Here is a 17,063-nt window from a genome sequence, read left to right as displayed (position 1 = left end):
TTCGAGTCAGCTCGCTCGCAATGACGGACGGCACCTCACAGCAGATGGCCTGGCGTAAGCTGTTGGCCTCGCCATTGGAAAGCCACCGGCGCAAGCACTTGGTCAATCTGCGATTCATCCCAAAGGGTGGCAAAGCTTTTACCTACGCCAGGATGAATCCGATCCGGTGCGATCAATGACAAAGGCCACAAGACAAAAGCGTTCTTGAGAATTTCGGCGCGCGGCAGGATCAATCCATCGAAATTGCCGACCTGCTCGCCATACAGCAGCACGTCGATATCCAGTGGCAAGCCCTTGCGATCCGGCGCGTAACGACCATTGTCGGCCTCGATGAACTTGAGGCGACGGTCCAGCCCCATTAGCGGAAGGTCGGTGAACGCCGACACGACGAAATTGAAGAACGGCCCGCTCTTGATACCCACTGGCTGACTTTCGAACACGGCCGAACAGCGCATATCCACGAGAAAACCGGCCAGCGCTTCAAGCCCCGCGCACAAATGGGTTTCACGCTCGATATTGCTGCCGAGCCCGAGAAAAACCTGTGTCAGCGACATCCGCGCTCGATCTCCACGCCAACGCCGTTGGCCGCCGGTACGGCGCCTGGCTTGATCACTTTCAGGCGCAGCCAGGTGATCTGGAACTCTTCCATGAGCGCCTGGGCCAGTCGTTCGGCAAACGTCTCGACCAGTTGGAACTGCGCCTGCTCGGCAAATGCCTGGATACGCGAGGACACGCTGGCATAGTCGAGCGCCAGGGTCAGGTCGTCGCCCGCGGCAGCCGGGCGGTTGTCCCAGGCGAAGCTCAGGTCAAGCCGCAAACACTGTCGGATGCCTCGCTCCCAGTCGTAGGCACCGATAACCGTGTCGACTTCCAGGCCTTCGATAAACACTCTGTCCAAGCACTTTTCTCCGCAGCACGACAAGGGCGCATTGCCCCGTTAGAATCAGGGCGTCCTCGCCCGGAATGGTTAGCATGTTTTGGTTACTGGCGATCCTCGCCTACCTGCTCGGCTCACTGTCCTTCGCCATTTTGCTCAGCCGCCTGACCGGTCGTCCGGATCCGCGAATGAGTGGCTCAGGCAATGCCGGCGCCACCAACATGCTGCGCCTGGCCGGACGTAAACTTGCCGTCCTGACCCTGCTGGGCGATCTCTGCAAAGGCTTGTTCCCGGTACTGGTCGCCAGCCTTGCAGGACTCTCGTTGCAGCAGCAGGCCTGGATCGGCGTCTGCGCGGTCATTGGCCATTTGTTTCCACTGTACTTTCGCTTTCGCGGCGGCAAGGGTGTCGCCACCGCTGCCGGCATGCTGCTGGGCCTGTATCCCCCCGCCGCACTGCTTGCCGTTCTCACTTGGCTGCTGACTTTCTATCTGACCCGCACCAGCTCCCTGGCCGCGCTGATCACAACGCCGTTGACCCTGCCGCTACTGGCGTGGCAGGAACCGGCGGCCTTGCTGCCAATGACGGCGCTGGTTGCGTTGATCGTCTGGCGTCATCGGAGCAATCTACGCGACCTGTTCGCCGGGCGCGAACGGCATTTCTAAACGGTGCTTCACAGCGGTGACAACTGCTCCATGGGCCAACGTGCCTGCACACTGATCGCTAAGCTTTCATGTTGGCCCGCCTGCAGCCGCTGGCAACCGGCAAAGGCGATCATCGCGCCGTTATCCGTGCAGAACTCCGGCCGGGCGTAGTAAACGTCGCCCTTCATGTCGCCGAGCATTTTTTCCAGGGATAGCCGCAAAGCCTTGTTCGCACTCACGCCGCCGGCAATCACCAGGCGCTTGAGCCCGGCCTGTTTCAAGGCGCGCTTGCACTTGATGGTCAAAGTCTCTACCACGGCCTGCTGGAACGCCAGGGAGATGTCGCAACGGGCTTGTTCACTGTCGTCCCCGGCGTTGACGCACTGCTGCCATGTATTGAGCGCAAAGGTTTTCAGGCCGCTGAAGCTGAAGTCCAGGCCGGGTCGATCACACATCGGACGTGGAAATACGAAACGTCCTTCTAGCCCCTGGGTTGCCAGCCGTGCGATCTCCGGTCCGCCAGGGTAATTGAGGCCCATCATCTTCGCAGTCTTGTCGAAAGCTTCACCGGCGGCATCGTCGAGCGATTCGCCCATGAGCGCGTATTGGCCGATTCCATCCACACGGACCAACTGCGTGTGACCGCCTGACACCAACAAAGCGACGAACGGAAACTCCGGCGGTTGAGGCTCCAGCATCGGCGCCAGCAAATGACCTTCCATGTGATGTACACCCAGCGCCGGAATGCCCCAGGCAAACGCCAGCGCCTGGGCGCAGGACGCGCCAACCAGCAGCGCGCCGACCAGGCCGGGGCCGGCGGTATAGGCGATGGCGTCAATCTCCGTCGGCACGCAGCCCGCCTCGGTCAAGACCTGGCGGATCAAGGGCAGCATGCGCTTGACGTGGTCGCGGGAGGCAAGCTCAGGCACCACGCCACCGTAGGCTCGATGCAAGTCGATCTGGCTGAACAGCGCATCGGCCAGCAGGCCGCGCTCACTGTCGTAGAGTGCGACGCCGGTTTCGTCGCAGGACGTTTCTAATCCCAGTACTAGCATGGGTTTGCGCCTTGTAGAGGCTGAATTCGAAGGCGCGCATAATAGTCGCCGCGTTGTGCCCCGACCAGCGGTTTTCGATCAGAGGCTTTGCATTCCGAGCGATGAGGGGTTAACATCCGCAACCCTTAAAAACCGACGTCTTCAAGTGCTCTTTTGCCGCGAGGATGTTGACCCCGGTAATGAATGAAGGTAGCTCTGGATGCCAGCCGTCAAAGTAAAAGAGAACGAACCCTTCGACGTAGCTCTGCGTCGTTTCAAGCGCTCCTGCGAAAAAGCCGGTGTTCTGGCTGAAGTTCGTAGCCGCGAATTCTACGAGAAGCCGACTTCTGAGCGTAAGCGCAAAGCAGCAGCCGCTGTTAAGCGTCACGCCAAGAAAGTTCAGCGCGAACAGCGCCGCGCCGTACGTCTGTACTAATACACAGACGTCCGTAGCAAGCTTCTGCCTAGCCCGGCCCTCAAGCCGGGCTTATGGCATTTGCGGAAACCGCTTGATGCTTTACTCGTCAAAGCCGCAGACGCGACCTAGACAACCCGCTTCACCGCGTCAGACCTGGCTCTTTTGCCAGCGGTGCACGTCTTTTCTGACGAGCCTTCCAAGGCTACTGACGAGCACACCCTGATTCCTCTAACGACGATCAGCCCAAGGCACCTGCTTGCGTGCCCGCTTGATGAGCTATCCGAGGCCAGATCGGCCGTTACCGGACTCAGCGCAACACATTCACATGGTCGAATACTGATAGCCATTAACGTCAGTGGATAATCGGCAGATACACTTCCCGACAGCAATGATGCAGACGACCCGGTCGAGCCAACGCCTTACCGTGCCTCAGACCCAGGAACCGATGACGCCCTGCTGTTTCGGACCTTATTTCGCGCAGTGATGATGAGAACGCCATGGCCGGGCTAATTCCCCAGAGCTTTATTGACGACCTCCTGAACCGCACCGACATCGTCGATGTGGTCAGTTCTCGCCTGCAAATGAAGAAAGCAGGCAAGAACTACACAGCCTGCTGCCCGTTTCACAAAGAAAAAACCCCGTCCTTCAGTGTCAGCCCGGACAAACAGTTTTATTACTGCTTTGGCTGCGGCGCTGGCGGCAACGCTCTCGGCTTCATCATGGACCACGACAACCTGGACTTCCCCCAGGCCGTCGAAGAATTGGCCAAAGCCGCAGGCATGGAAATACCCCGTGAGGAAAGCGGCCGGCAGCAAAAGCCGCGCCAACCCACCGACTCACCGCTCTACCCGCTGCTGACGGCGGCAGCCGATTTTTACCGCCAGGCACTCAAAAGCCATCCGGCCCGCAAGGCAGCAGTGGATTACCTCAAGGGCCGCGGCCTGACCGGCGAGATCGCCCGGGACTTCGGCCTCGGCTTCGCCCCGCCCGGCTGGGACAATCTCTACAAACATCTGAGCAGCGACACCTTGCAACAGCGCGCCATGATCGACGCCGGCCTGCTGATTGAAAACGCCGAGACCGGCAAGCGCTACGACCGCTTCCGCGACCGAGTGATGTTCCCGATCCGCGATTCACGCGGACGAATCATCGCCTTTGGCGGCCGTGTGCTGGGCGACGACAAGCCCAAGTACCTGAACTCCCCGGAAACCCCGGTTTTTCATAAAGGCCAGGAACTCTACGGCCTCTATGAGGCACGCAAGAACAACCGCAACCTCGACGAGATCATCGTCGTCGAGGGCTACATGGACGTCATCGCCCTGGCTCAACAAGGCCTGCGCAACGCTGTCGCGACCCTGGGCACGGCCACCAGCGAAGAGCATATGAAGCGCCTGTTTCGGGTCGTGCCCAGCGTGCTGTTCTGCTTCGACGGCGACCAGGCCGGCCGCAATGCCGCCTGGCGTGCACTGGAAGCGACGCTACCTTGCCTGCAGGACGGACGACGCGCGCGCTTCTTGTTCCTGCCCGAGGGCGAAGACCCGGACACCCTGGTGCGCTCCGAAGGCACCGATGCGTTCCGGGCGCGAATCAACCAACATGCGCAACCGCTGGCCGATTACTTTTTCCAACAACTGACCGAGGAAGCCGACCCGCGCTCGCTAGAAGGCAAGGCCCACATGGCGACCCTGGCGGCACCGCTGATCGATAAAGTCCCCGGCGCCAACCTTCGGACGCTGATGCGTCAGCGGCTGACCGAAATCACCGGCCTCAACAGCGAAGCGATGAACCAGCTGGTCCACAACGCCCCCCAAGAGGCGCCGCCAGCCTACGATCCGGGCGTCGATTACGACGCGATGCCAGATTTCGCCGACTATCATCAACCTCAGCAGGACTACGCGCCCGCCCAGGATTGGACGCCCAAGAAGCCCGGCAGCGGCGGCAAGAAATGGGACAAGAAACCCTGGGACAAGAATGGCAAGCGGGGCGATCGCGACCAGCCACGTGCCCCGCGCGTGCCGGCCGCCGTCGAACCACCAACACTGGCCGCCCTGCGCACTTTGCTCCACCACCCGCAACTGGCTGAAAAAGTCGAGGACGCCGGACACTTCGCCGCCGAGGACCACAGCAACACACAATTGCTGATCGCACTCCTTGAAGCTGTGCAGAAGAACCCCAAGCTAAACTCATTCCAGTTGATCGCACGGTGGCATGGTACCGAGCAGGGGCGCCTGTTGAAGGCGCTGGCCGAAAAGGAATGGCTGATAGACGGAGAGAACCTTGAACAACAGTTTTTCGACACCATTACTAGCTTGTCCGCCCGCCAACGCGAGCGAAACCTGGAACAACTTCTGCGCAAGGCTCGCCAAAGCGAGCTGACCAGCGAAGAGAAAAATCAACTGCGTGATTTACTCAGCCGCAATGTTTGCGCATCAAACCCGACCTCAACTGGCGCGTGAGGTCACAGCTCAGGTATAATCCTCGGCTTGTTTTTTGCCCGCCAAGACCTTCAGTGGATAGGGTGTTATGTCCGGAAAAGCGCAACAGCAGTCTCGTATCAAAGAGTTGATCCTATTGGGTCGTGAGCAGGGCTACCTGACTTACGCGGAGGTCAACGACCACCTGCCGGAGGATATTTCAGATCCGGAACAGGTGGAAGACATCATCCGCATGATCAATGACATGGGGATCAACGTATTCGAGGTTGCTCCAGATAAGGATGCCCTTATGCTGGCCGACGCCGATACCGACGAGGCGGCCGCTGAAGAAGCGGCCGCAGCGTTGGCAGCGGTCGAGACCGACATTGGTCGCACCACGGACCCCGTGCGCATGTACATGCGCGAAATGGGTACGGTAGAGCTCCTCACGCGTGAAGGCGAAATCGAAATCGCCAAGCGTATTGAAGAAGGCATCCGCGAAGTGATGGGCGCAATCGCGCACTTCCCTGGCACGGTCGACCATATTCTCTCCGAGTACACCCGCGTCACCACCGAAGGTGGTCGCCTGTCCGACGTTCTGAGCGGCTATATCGACCCGGACGACGGCATCGCGCCGCCTGCCGCCGAGGTTCCGCCACCGATCGACCCGAAAGCCGTCAAGGCCGACGACGAGACCGATGACGACGAAGCCGAAGCCAGCGACGACGAAGAAGAAGCCGAAAGCGGTCCGGATCCGGTCATCGCTGCGCAGCGTTTCGGCGCCGTGGCCGACCAGATGGAAATCACCCGCAAGGCGCTGAAAAAGCATGGCCGCTCCAACAAGCAGGCGATCGCCGAGCTGTTGGCGCTGGCCGAGCTGTTCATGCCGATCAAGCTGGTGCCCAAGCAGTTCGAAGGCCTGGTCGAGCGCGTTCGCAGTGCCTTGGATCGCTTGCGTCAGCAAGAGCGCGCGATCATGCAGCTTTGCGTTCGTGATGCCCGTATGCCGCGTGCCGACTTCCTGCGCCAGTTCCCGGGCCATGAAATCGACGAAAGCTGGACCGACGCACTGGCCAAAGGCAAGAGCAAATACGCCGAAGCCATTGCTCGCCTGCAGCCGGACATCATCCGTTGCCAGCAGAAGTTGAGCGCGCTGGAGGCCGAGACCGGCCTGAGCATCGCCGAGATCAAGGACATCAACCGTCGCATGTCGATCGGCGAGGCCAAGGCCCGCCGCGCGAAGAAAGAGATGGTCGAAGCGAACTTGCGCCTGGTGATCTCCATCGCCAAGAAGTACACCAACCGCGGCCTGCAATTCCTCGACCTGATCCAGGAAGGCAACATCGGTCTGATGAAGGCGGTGGACAAGTTCGAATACCGTCGCGGCTACAAGTTCTCGACCTATGCCACCTGGTGGATCCGTCAGGCGATCACTCGCTCGATCGCCGACCAGGCCCGCACCATCCGTATCCCGGTGCACATGATCGAGACGATCAACAAGCTCAACCGCATTTCCCGGCAGATGTTGCAGGAAATGGGTCGTGAACCGACCCCGGAAGAGCTGGGCGAACGCATGGAAATGCCTGAGGACAAGATCCGCAAGGTATTGAAGATCGCCAAAGAGCCGATCTCCATGGAAACCCCGATCGGTGATGACGAAGACTCCCATCTGGGCGACTTCATCGAAGACTCCACCATGCAGTCGCCGATCGACGTCGCCACCGTCGAGAGTCTCAAGGAAGCGACTCGCGAAGTACTCTCCGGCCTCACAGCACGTGAAGCCAAGGTACTGCGCATGCGCTTCGGCATCGACATGAATACCGACCACACCCTTGAGGAAGTCGGTAAGCAGTTCGACGTGACGCGTGAACGGATTCGTCAGATCGAAGCCAAGGCGTTGCGCAAACTGCGCCACCCGACGCGAAGCGAACACTTGCGTTCGTTCCTCGACGAGTGACCTTCAAACCCCCGGCCCTGCCGGGGGTTTTGTTATGTGCAGATAAAACGTCCTTCGCTGCCACCCCCTCCCTATTGCCCGTCTACACTCGAAACATCCTCCCCAAGCCATGACGAGACCGTAGATGCCCAGACTGACGGCCGCGCTTTTGCTGTCACTGATGACCTGGACCGCAACGGCCGGCGCGTTGACGCTTACCGATGAAGAACGCCGCTGGCTCAAGGACCATCCCGACCTGCGCCTGGGTGTCGACGCCTCATGGCCGCCGTTCGAATTTCGTGACGACCAAGGCCGCTACCAGGGCTTGGCTGCCGATTATGTTGAAATCATCCGCGAGCAGCTGGCCGTTACGCTTACGCCCATCGAACCTGTCAGTTGGACCGTGGTTCTGGAACAGGTTGCGCAGGGCAAGATCGATCTGCTGCCCGGCATCATGTCCACCCCCGAACGCCAGAACTACTTGGCATTCACGCGCCCTTACCTTGATTTTCCGATTGTCATCCTTGCCCATCACGGCGGCGCCCAACCGCGCAGACTGGAAGATCTTTACGGGTTGAAAATCGCCGTGGTGGAAAACTATGCCCCCCATGAACTGTTGCGTAACCATCATCCCGACCTGAACCTGGTTGCGCTGCCCAACGTCAGCTCGGCCTTGCAGGCGTTGGCGACCGACAAAGTGGATGCCGTGGTGGGCGACTTGGCATCCAGTGTCTGGAGCCTGCGCCAACTCAAGCTCGACGGACTCTACGTGAGCGGGGAAACGCCTTATCGTTATCAGCTGGCGATGGCCGTCCCGCAGGAAAACAGCATACTGGTGGGCATCCTGGACAAGGTCATGGCGGATATGTCGCCAGCCGAAATCGCTGAGATCCAGGAAAAATGGATCGGCAACGTACGCGATTATCGGCGGTTCTGGTCGGACCTGCTGGTCTACGGCCTGCCAGGACTACTGCTGCTGGTCGGTATTCTGGCCGTGGTGATTCGCATCAATCGCCGCCTTAGCTCGGAAATCGCCCGACGCGTCGATCTCGAACAAGAGCTGCGCAGCAGCGAATACCATTATCGCGGATTGGTCGAGAGCCTTTCGGCTATTGCTTGGGAAGCCAGGGTCAGCGACTTTACCTACAGCTATGTGTCGCCCCATGCCGAAGAGCTGCTCGGCTATCCCCTCGCCCATTGGCTCATTCCGGGCTTCTGGCGCAACATCATTCATCCGGCCGATCTCATCCGCGCCCAGACCTATTGCGATCACGAAGTGCTCGCCGGTCGCGACCATTGCATCGATTACCGGGTGATCACCGCTGACGGTCGCTGTTTGTGGGTACGGGACATCGTCAGCCTGATCAAGCATGGCCACGAGCCGTTGATGCGCGGATTGATGATCGACATCAGCGAAGCCAAGCACACCGAGGAAGCGCTGCGCCTTTCCGAGCAAAAGTTCGCCTCGGTGTTTCGCCAATGCCCGGACATCCTGGTGATTGCACGGCTGCATGACGGCTGCCTGCTGGAAGTCAACAAAGCCTTTGAAGAACAGATCGGCCTGACTGCCGCGCAAGTCGTGGGCAAAAGCGCCACCAACCTGGACATCTGGGGTATACAGGGCGTTGGCCCTGGTCTGCTGCTGCGCTTGCAGGCCGGGAGCATTCGCAACCTTGAAATGCCCTTCCGGCGAAATAATGGCCAAGTCTTCACCGGGCTGATTTCCGCCGAACCCTTCGATCTCGACACGACGCCCGCCCTGGTCGTGGTCGTGCGAGACATCAGCCAGCTCAAGGAAACCCAACAGCAGCTGCAAACCTCCGAAGAGAAGTTCGCCAAGGCTTTCCATGCTTCGCCCGATGGCCTGTTGCTGTCCCGGCAGAGCGACGGGCTGCTGATTGAAGTCAACGACGGCTTCAGCCGCATTACCGGCTTCAACAGCGCATTGTCGGTCGACCGTTCCACCCTCGACCTGGGCATCTGGGTCGATCTCAACGAACGCAAACAGATGCTCGACCTGTTGCAGCGAGACGGTTTCGTGAGGGATTTCAGCTGCCATATCCGCCGCAACGACGGGCAGATCCGGCTCTGCGAAGTGTCCAGTCGCCCCCTGCCCATCGGCAACGAAGACTGCATGCTGACCATCGCCCGGGATATCACCGAACGCCACTTCATGCAGGAAAAACTGCAACAGGCCGCCACGGTGTTCGAGAGCACCGCCGAGGGCGTATTGATCACCGACACGCAACAGCACATCAGCGCGGTGAACCGAGCCTTCACCGAAATCACCGGCTATAGCGAAACCGAAGCCCTGGGCCATACGCCTCGTTTGCTGGCGTCCGGCCTGCATGACAGCGCGTTTTACGCCGCGATGTGGCACCAACTGACGGCCGAGGGCCACTGGCAGGGAGAAATATCCAACCGACGCAAGAACGGCGAGCTGTATCCCAGTTGGCTGACCATCAGCGCCGTGCGCAACCAGGAACAGCACATCACCCACTTCGTCGCGGTTTTTGCCGACATCTCCAGCCTCAAACACGCCCAGGCGCGGCTCGATTACCAAGCGCATCACGACCCGCTTACCGGCCTGCCGAATCGCACCTTGTTCGAAAGTCGTTTGCTGACAGCGCTCAACAACCAGCAGGAGAACGGCGGCCAGGGCGCGGTATTGTTCCTTGACCTGGATCGTTTCAAGCACATCAACGACAGTCTCGGACACCCGGTCGGCGACCTGCTGCTCAAGGGCATTGCCGTGCGCCTGCGTGAGCAGCTACGGGATATCGACACCGTCGCGCGCCTGGGTGGCGATGAATTCATCATCCTGCTGCCCGGCCTGCAACAGCCCAGCGATGCCGAGCATATCGCCCAAAAACTCCTTAGCTGTTTTGGCGCGCCTTTCCAGGCGGGTGAACATGAGTTTTTCATCAGCGCCAGCATCGGCACCAGCTTGTATCCGCAGGACGGCTGCGACGTCGCCACGCTGGTCAAGAATGCCGACGCGGCGATGTACCGTTCCAAGGCCAAGGGCCGCAACCGGGTGGAAAGCTACACCCGCGACCTCACCGCCCAAGCCAGTGAGCGCGTGGCGTTGGAACACGAACTGCGACGAGCGATAGAGCGCAACGAGTTGTCATTGTCTTTCCAGCCGAAGATCAGCCTCATCGACAACCGGCTGGTGGGCGCCGAAGCGCTTATTCGCTGGACTCATCCAACGTTTGGCGATGTACCGCCTGAGCATTTCATTCCGCTGGCCGAAGAAAACGGCATGATCCTGCAGATCGGCGACTGGGTGCTCGAAACCGCTTGCCGGCAACTTCATGAGTGGAACAGCAGCCACGACAGTCTCGGCCCGCTGTCCGTAAATTTGGCGGGGGTCCAACTGCGCCAACCCAATCTGTTGGGCCGCATCGAGCAGCTATTGCGGGAAAACCATCTTGAGCCTGGCTTATTGCAACTGGAGATTACTGAAAACTTCATCATGAGCCAGGCCGAGGAAGCCTTGGCGGTGCTGCACCAACTGAAAAAACTTGGCGTGCAACTGGCCATAGACGACTTCGGCACGGGTTATTCCTCCCTCAGCTACCTCAAGCGCTTGCCACTGGACATCCTCAAGATCGACCAGTCCTTCGTCCGCGGCCTGCCCGATGACCCTCACGATGCGGCCATCGTCCGGGCAATTATCGCCCTGGGCCGGAGCATGCAATTCACCATCATCGCCGAAGGCGTCGAAACCTTGGCCCAACAGCAATTCCTCGCTGAGGAAGGCTGCGAACAAATCCAGGGCTACATCGTCAGCCTGCCCCTGTGCGCCGAAGAGTTCGCCGCTACGTTTCTGCATGTGACCGTATCGGATTATTCGGATAGCACAGCCGAGAAACCGTCGCTATAATCCGCGGCCTACTGAGGGCCTATAGCTCAGTTGGTTAGAGCAGAGGACTCATAATCCTTTGGTCCACGGTTCGAGTCCGTGTGGGCCCACCAATTCGAAAGCCGCGCATTGCGCGGCTTTTGTCGTTCCAGGGCGTGGAAAATCCAGGCCACGCCATCGTCTTTTTTGCTTCCCCTCACTTACAATCGAAAATTCCCGCCCCCCATCGAGACGCCCATCATCGCCAGCCCCAGCCTTTCCCGACTGTTCCTCGAGCTGTTCTGGCAACTCAGCATCCTGGTGGTGCCAGCCTTTTTTGTCACGATACTGCCGCCCCCGCTGGCTTTGCTGGCGGTGGTGTTCCTCGGATTGATGATGGGACTCGCTGCGCGACTGGGTTTCTCTGCGGTGGGACGAGGCGTTGCCCGGCTGACAGTCGGGGCAGTGTTTGGCCTGGGTTTCAGCCTGGGTCGAGCGTTGCCTGAATGGTGGGGGATTTTGGTGGCGATTGTCGGCATCGTGGCCGGGCTCGCTTGCGTCAGTAGCTGGGAGCGGCGCCTCGGATTGGCGCCAGCGTCGGCGCCCAAGAATGGTCCGAGCGCCTGGGGTGGAAACGAGCCGCAGCTGACGCCCGAGGGCGAGCCGATCCGGGTGTTCAACCACGGCGAAATCGCCATGGGCGGCCCTGTCTGTTGCGACTATCTGTTTCCCGATGGCGTGCTTTTGCAAGGGCTCGGTGCTTCGGCGGTGTTTTCCAATGACGGCCGTTACTTTGCAGCGCCCGTGCCGTCCCGGCAGGAATGGGGGCTGGTGGTCCTCGACCGCCAGCAACGCAAGGTATACCGCTGTGCCGACAGCGAGTTCTGGGAGCTGGACGTCATGGACCTCGAGCAGTTGAGCGGCCGCCATAGCCCACTGGTGGACAACAGCGTGCGCCAGGCCCGGTTGGATGAGCTGCTACAAACCGCCGAGGTGACTGACCTGATTCCCGTCGCGGACCTTTGGCTGGAGCCTGGCTGGCATCCGGACAATATCGCGCACACCTTCGCGCGATCCTCTGCCGATGGGCGACACTGCCTAGAGGGCCACATCTTGTTGCCCTCGACCTTTCGCGATCTGGACCAACCGCTGGAGCCGTTGTACTCGCCGCGCTATGCCGTCAGCGTCAACGGGCAACCGTCCGGGCTGGCGATGGACGGCGATGCGCCGTTGATATGGGGCACCGATCACCGCACCTTGGTGTGCCTGGCCCGCGAGCAGGCCAACGATGCAGAGGGCGACCAGTATTGGCTATGGCAACTGGACAGCGGCTGGCGCGCCCTGCCCTCACCTTGGGTAAGCGCCGCCGCCGAGCCTTCTTTCTACTGGCATGACGTGTTGAGCCTCGATGCAAGCCATGTGCGTATCGGCGCGTACCTCGACTATCCGCGCCCGGGTTCCGGCCGGTATGGCTACCGCCTGGACAGTATCCACAGCGATACCGAGGCCCAGACCGGTCATGACGCCCAAGGTCGGGTGCAGGTCGCCGAATTCAAACTGACCCGCATGGCCATTGTGATGCCGTTGGACAGCCAGGGGCGGCGAGGCGACTCGTCCATCGAGACGCAACCTTTGCTGGACGGAGTAAGGGCTCGCCTGACCTGGCTTTGCGACAATCGCGAAGGGCTGGGTGGTTATCGCTGCCAGATCGGAGAATGGACCTTGCCGGGGAGCTGGTTCCTGGATCACCGGGTCTCTGATTGCGGGCGCTACCTGGCGCTGCTGCCTTTTGAAGAGTCGTCGAAGATCGCCACCCATGGGGTGGTCGCGGACGTGCAGGGCCGGCGTCTTCTGCAGGGTCCCGCGATGTGGGTAGAGCGAATACTCGATTTTCGTGATGGACGGTTGAGTCTGGCGGTGATCGCAGGTCGTCTTGATAACGACGTGGAAACCACTCCGTTGCAGCGCTTCAGCGTCGCCGCGCCAGCGATCGGCAACGACTCGTCTTTCTTTCGTCCTGACGAGCGAACCCGGCTTTTTTACGAGACGATGCAGTTGCAGCCGAAAGATTGCCAATTGAACCTCGTCGCCCCGTGGCGCCTGGTCGATCGCCCGCAAGCGGCCACCGCCGACGGCGACTTCATTCAGCCCGCGCCAAATCATCAGGATGCCGCCTGGCTGTTCGGCAGCGAGACGGAATACGCCGACAGTTGGGTGCGTGCCGGTACGCCCCGTCTTGGAGGGCATCTGCTGACGGCGTCAGGTTGCGCGCTGGTTGACCTGGCGCCCTCGATGATCTGGTCGGCGGATGGCCGTTACCTGGCCCTGACCCGCATGGCAACCGACGTGACAGAACAGTGTGGAAGCTACCGGGGCTGGCAACTGCTGCTGCTTGATGTCCAGGACCGCACGGTGCGGGTTCATCCGCAATGGCTGGGCAATCGACCGTTGTTCGAGGGCTTTGATGAAAGTCAGCTGCGAATACGCTGTTTCGAGCGGGAATGGGAAGCGCAAGACACTGAAGACCCGGGCTCGGTGCAGGCGTTCTCGCTGGACGTTTTGCTGCAAGCGCCCATCGAACAGCTGGTCTGCCAGGACGGTTTCTGGCTCAACGCTTCGCAAACGCAGCGGGCAGCGGCCTGGCAAGCGCTGGCTTTACCTGCCATTGGCTATTTCGAGCGCTAGAGCCTGTAACATGCCCGACTTTGATGCTAGCGCCGGAGCCGACCGTGACTGACACCCGCCCCCTCGTCCTCGACGAAATCGATCGCCAGTTGATCGCGGCGCTGCAAATCAATGCTCGCGAAAGCGTCGCCATGCTCGCCCGACAATTGGGCATTGCCCGAACGACGGTGACGTCACGGCTGGCGCGGCTGGAAAAAACCAACGTGATCACCGGGTATGGCGTGCGCCTGGGGCAACGAGTGATCGATGGCGGCTTGCAGGCTTACGTTGGAATCAAGGTTCAACCGCGCTCCGGCAAGGAAGTGCTGCGACGCTTGAGCGCCATGGCTCAAGTCCAGCAATTGTGTGCGGTCAGCGGCGAATTCGATTACGTGGCGTGGCTGCGCACGGACTCGCCGGAGCAACTGGATCAGTTGCTTGACCAGATCGGCGGCGTGGACGGGGTTGATAAGACCACCACATCGATCATTCTCAGCAGCAAGATTGATCGGGGCCAGCCGGTCTGAAGCCTGATTCGTCATTAACGATCACCGCGACGTCATAATGACGTAAACCCGCTAAAAACAACGACACATTGCGTCTTATTAACGTGTTTCACCCTCTCTAGAATGGCTGGCATCTTTCCTATACTCAGACGCTCACGCCGCGTCGAGCCGCCCATCAAGGTCAGCCATGAACAAGAACAATCGCCACCCCGCAGATGGCAAGAAGCCCATCACCATTTTTGGACCGGATTTTCCGTTCGCCTTTGACGATTGGATCGAACACCCGGCCGGCCTCGGCGCTATTCCCGAGCACTACCACGGGGCCGAAGTGGCGATTGTCGGGGCCGGCATCGCTGGCCTGGTGGCGGCTTATGAGTTGATGAAAATGGGCCTCAAGCCTGTGGTCTATGAGGCCTCGAAGCTGGGCGGGCGCCTGCGTTCCCAGGCGTTCAACGGCGCCGACGGCATCGTAGCCGAGCTGGGTGGTATGCGTTTCCCGGTGTCGTCCACGGCGTTTTATCACTACGTCGACAAGCTGGGCCTGGAGACAAAACCCTTCCCCAACCCGCTGACCTCGGCCTCGGGCAGCACTGTGATCGATTTGGAAGGCCAGACCTATTACGCCGAACGCATGGCTGACCTCCCCGCGCTGTTCCAGGAAGTCGCCGATGCCTGGGCCGATGCGCTGGAGGCCGGCTCGCGCTTTGGCGAGATCCAGCAAGCGATCCGCGACCGCGACGTGCCACGCCTCAAGGAACTGTGGAACACTCTGGTGCCACTGTGGGATGACCGCACCTTCTACGACTTCGTCGCTACCTCCAAGGCCTTCGCCAAGCTTTCGTTCCAACACCGCGAAGTGTTCGGCCAGGTCGGTTTCGGCACCGGCGGCTGGGACTCGGACTTCCCCAACTCGATGCTCGAAATCTTCCGCGTGGTGATGACCAACTGCGACGACCATCAACATCTAGTGGTTGGCGGGGTGGAGCAGGTACCGCATGGGATCTGGAAACACGTGCCGGAGCGCTGCGCGTATTGGCCGCAAGGCACCAGCCTGAATTCGTTGCACCTGGGCGCGCCTCGTAGCGGCGTGAAACGTATTGCACGGGCCGACAACGGTCGGTTCAGCGTGACTGACGTCTGGGGCGACACGCGTGAATATGCCGCCGTGCTGGTGACTTGCCAGACCTGGCTGTTGACCACCCAGATCGAGTGCGAGGAAGCGCTGTTCTCGCAAAAAATGTGGATGGCCCTGGACCGCACCCGCTATATGCAGGCGTCAAAGACTTTCGTGATGGTCGACCGGCCATTCTGGAAGGACAAGGATCCGGAAACCGGCCGCGACCTGATGAGCATGACGCTCACCGACCGCCTGACCCGTGGTACTTACCTGTTCGACAACGGCGACGACAAGCCAGGGGTGATTTGCCTGTCCTACTCCTGGATGAGCGATGCGCTGAAGATGCTCCCGTATCCCGTGGAGAAACGCGTGAGGCTGGCACTCGATGCCCTCAAGAAAATCTATCCGAAGGTGGACATCGCGGCGCGGATCATTGGCGATCCCATTACCGTGTCCTGGGAAGCCGATCCGTATTTCCTTGGCGCATTCAAGGGCGCCCTGCCCGGCCACTACCGTTACAACCAGCGCATGTACGCGCATTTCATGCAGGACGACATGCCGGCCGAACAAAAAGGGATCTTTATCGCTGGCGACGACGTCTCATGGACACCCGCCTGGGTTGAAGGCGCGGTGCAGACCTCGCTCAATGCCGTGTGGGGAATCATGAAACATTTCGGCGGTGAAACTCACCCCGAGAACCCGGGTCCAGGTGATGTGTTCGACGAAATCGGTCCCATCGCCCTGCCCGAATAAAAGGAGTTTTCGATGCGCGTAGCCCTTTACCAATGCCCACCACTGCCGATGGACCCGGCCGGCAACCTGCAGCGCCTGCACCAAGTCGCGCTGGAAGCCAGGGGCGCCGATGTATTGGTGCTGCCGGAAATGTTCCTGACCGGCTACAACATCGGCGTCGATGCGGTGAATGTACTGGCGGAGGTCTACAACGGCGAATGGGCGCAGCAGATTGGTCGAATCGCCAAGGCGGCCGGCCTGGCGATTCTCTATGGCTATCCTGAACGCAGCGCAGACGGGCAGATCTACAACGCCGTCCAACTGATCGATGCCCACGGCGAACGCCTGGCGAACTATCGCAAGAGCCACCTGTTCGGCGACCTGGATCATACGATGTTCAGCGCCGGCGACGCGGCGCTGCCAATCGTGGAGCTCAACGGCTGGAAGCTCGGTTTCCTGATCTGCTACGACTTGGAATTCCCGGAAAATGCCCGGCGCCTGGCCTTGGCCGGCGCCGAGTTGATCCTGGTGCCGACCGCCAACATGCAGCCCTACGACTTCATCGCCGACGTCACCGTGCGTGCGCGGGCTATCGAGAATCAATGCTTCGTCGCCTACGCCAATTATTGCGGCCATGAAGGCGAATTGCGCTATTGCGGCCAAAGCAGCATCGCCGCACCGGACGGCAGCCGCCCTGCCCTGGCGGGGCTGGACGAGGCCTTGATCGTGGGCGAGCTGGATCGCCAACTGATGGAAGACTCCCGCGCCGCCTACAACTATCTGCATGACCGTCAGCCAACGCTTTACGGCGACTTGCATAAACACTGACCCGAACGAATCCGCTAGCATGAGCAGATCTTTTTCCTGGAAATGC

Annotated in this window: 12 protein-coding genes and 1 tRNA gene; 10 read left to right on the top strand and 3 right to left on the bottom strand. The window is 60.4% G+C overall.

Annotated elements, in window-relative coordinates:
• Positions 1-35 precede the first annotated feature (35 nt).
• Together folK and folB are read right to left on the bottom strand one after the other, a co-directional pair.
• Positions 36-554, bottom strand: coding sequence for a 2-amino-4-hydroxy-6-hydroxymethyldihydropteridine diphosphokinase (gene folK, locus J3P82_RS02735; protein ID WP_434560564.1), 519 nt, complete (start codon positions 552-554; stop codon positions 36-38).
• The gene (folB, locus tag J3P82_RS02730) at positions 545-898 is read right to left on the bottom strand and encodes a dihydroneopterin aldolase (protein WP_434560562.1); all 354 of its coding nucleotides are present in this window, start codon (positions 896-898) and stop codon (positions 545-547) included. The genes folK and folB overlap by 10 nt, the downstream gene beginning before the upstream one ends.
• Before the next feature lie 74 nt (positions 899-972).
• On the opposite strand from folB, the gene plsY reads away from it, so the two are divergent.
• Positions 973-1,542: a glycerol-3-phosphate 1-O-acyltransferase PlsY gene (plsY, locus tag J3P82_RS02725; protein WP_434560560.1), complete on the top strand. Its 570-nt coding sequence runs from the start codon at positions 973-975 to the stop codon at positions 1,540-1,542.
• 8 nt (positions 1,543-1,550) lie between these two features.
• On the opposite strand, the gene tsaD is transcribed toward plsY, so the two are convergent.
• Positions 1,551-2,576 carry a tRNA (adenosine(37)-N6)-threonylcarbamoyltransferase complex transferase subunit TsaD gene (tsaD, locus tag J3P82_RS02720; RefSeq protein WP_434560558.1) on the bottom strand — a complete coding sequence of 342 codons (1,026 nt, stop codon included), beginning with the start codon at positions 2,574-2,576 and terminating at the stop codon, positions 1,551-1,553.
• Positions 2,577-2,775: 199 nt separating this feature from the next.
• Here tsaD and rpsU point away from each other — a divergent pair, with 199 nt between their 5' ends.
• The 9 genes from rpsU to J3P82_RS02675 all read left to right on the top strand — a co-directional run bounded on the left by rpsU (position 2,776) and on the right by J3P82_RS02675 (position 17,017).
• The gene (gene rpsU, locus J3P82_RS02715; protein ID WP_002551877.1) at positions 2,776-2,991 is read left to right on the top strand and encodes a 30S ribosomal protein S21; all 216 of its coding nucleotides are present in this window, start codon (positions 2,776-2,778) and stop codon (positions 2,989-2,991) included.
• A 479-nt stretch (positions 2,992-3,470) separates the two neighbouring features.
• Complete coding sequence (dnaG, locus tag J3P82_RS02710) at positions 3,471-5,429, top strand: DNA primase (RefSeq protein ID WP_434560556.1); 1,959 nt, start codon at positions 3,471-3,473, stop codon at positions 5,427-5,429.
• Positions 5,430-5,496: 67 nt separating this feature from the next.
• Positions 5,497-7,344: an RNA polymerase sigma factor RpoD gene (gene rpoD, locus J3P82_RS02705; protein ID WP_434560554.1), complete on the top strand. Its 1,848-nt coding sequence runs from the start codon at positions 5,497-5,499 to the stop codon at positions 7,342-7,344.
• 124 nt (positions 7,345-7,468) lie between these two features.
• Positions 7,469-11,212, top strand: a complete 3,744-nt coding sequence (locus tag J3P82_RS02700; RefSeq protein ID WP_434560552.1) for an EAL domain-containing protein — start codon at positions 7,469-7,471, stop codon at positions 11,210-11,212.
• Positions 11,213-11,227: 15 nt separating this feature from the next.
• Positions 11,228-11,304, top strand: a tRNA-Ile gene (locus J3P82_RS02695).
• A gap of 112 nt (positions 11,305-11,416) precedes the next feature.
• Positions 11,417-13,855, top strand: coding sequence for a sulfite exporter TauE/SafE family protein (locus J3P82_RS02690; RefSeq protein ID WP_434563672.1), 2,439 nt, complete (start codon positions 11,417-11,419; stop codon positions 13,853-13,855).
• A gap of 44 nt (positions 13,856-13,899) precedes the next feature.
• Positions 13,900-14,361, top strand: coding sequence for an Lrp/AsnC family transcriptional regulator (locus J3P82_RS02685; protein WP_434560550.1), 462 nt, complete (start codon positions 13,900-13,902; stop codon positions 14,359-14,361).
• A 166-nt stretch (positions 14,362-14,527) separates the two neighbouring features.
• On the top strand, positions 14,528-16,210 hold the full coding sequence (locus J3P82_RS02680) for a flavin monoamine oxidase family protein (RefSeq protein ID WP_434560548.1): 1,683 nt from the start codon (positions 14,528-14,530) through the stop codon (positions 16,208-16,210).
• Between the two features lie 12 nt (positions 16,211-16,222).
• The gene (locus J3P82_RS02675; protein WP_434560546.1) at positions 16,223-17,017 is read left to right on the top strand and encodes a carbon-nitrogen hydrolase family protein; all 795 of its coding nucleotides are present in this window, start codon (positions 16,223-16,225) and stop codon (positions 17,015-17,017) included.
• Positions 17,018-17,063 lie beyond the last annotated feature (46 nt).

Source organism: Pseudomonas sp. Z4-20, assembly GCF_051131955.1.
GTDB lineage: Bacteria > Pseudomonadota > Gammaproteobacteria > Pseudomonadales > Pseudomonadaceae > Aquipseudomonas > Aquipseudomonas marvdashtae.
The sequence above is the reverse complement of the archived record's forward strand: the minus strand, read 5'-3'. Positions and strand labels throughout refer to the sequence as shown.

Excerpts from the sequence above, each read along its gene's own strand:
- folK (WP_434560564.1), bottom strand. The coding sequence starts at position 554 with ATGTCGCTGACACAGGTTTTTCTCGGGCTCGGCAGCAATATCGAGCGT.
- dnaG (WP_434560556.1), top strand. The coding sequence starts at position 3,471 with ATGGCCGGGCTAATTCCCCAGAGCTTTATTGACGACCTCCTGAACCGC.
- J3P82_RS02675 (WP_434560546.1), top strand. The coding sequence starts at position 16,223 with ATGCGCGTAGCCCTTTACCAATGCCCACCACTGCCGATGGACCCGGCC.
- rpoD (WP_434560554.1), top strand. The coding sequence starts at position 5,497 with ATGTCCGGAAAAGCGCAACAGCAGTCTCGTATCAAAGAGTTGATCCTA.
- tsaD (WP_434560558.1), bottom strand. The coding sequence starts at position 2,576 with ATGCTAGTACTGGGATTAGAAACGTCCTGCGACGAAACCGGCGTCGCA.
- plsY (WP_434560560.1), top strand. The coding sequence starts at position 973 with ATGTTTTGGTTACTGGCGATCCTCGCCTACCTGCTCGGCTCACTGTCC.
- J3P82_RS02680 (WP_434560548.1), top strand. The coding sequence starts at position 14,528 with ATGAACAAGAACAATCGCCACCCCGCAGATGGCAAGAAGCCCATCACC.
- rpsU (WP_002551877.1), top strand. The coding sequence starts at position 2,776 with ATGCCAGCCGTCAAAGTAAAAGAGAACGAACCCTTCGACGTAGCTCTG.
- J3P82_RS02700 (WP_434560552.1), top strand. The coding sequence starts at position 7,469 with ATGCCCAGACTGACGGCCGCGCTTTTGCTGTCACTGATGACCTGGACC.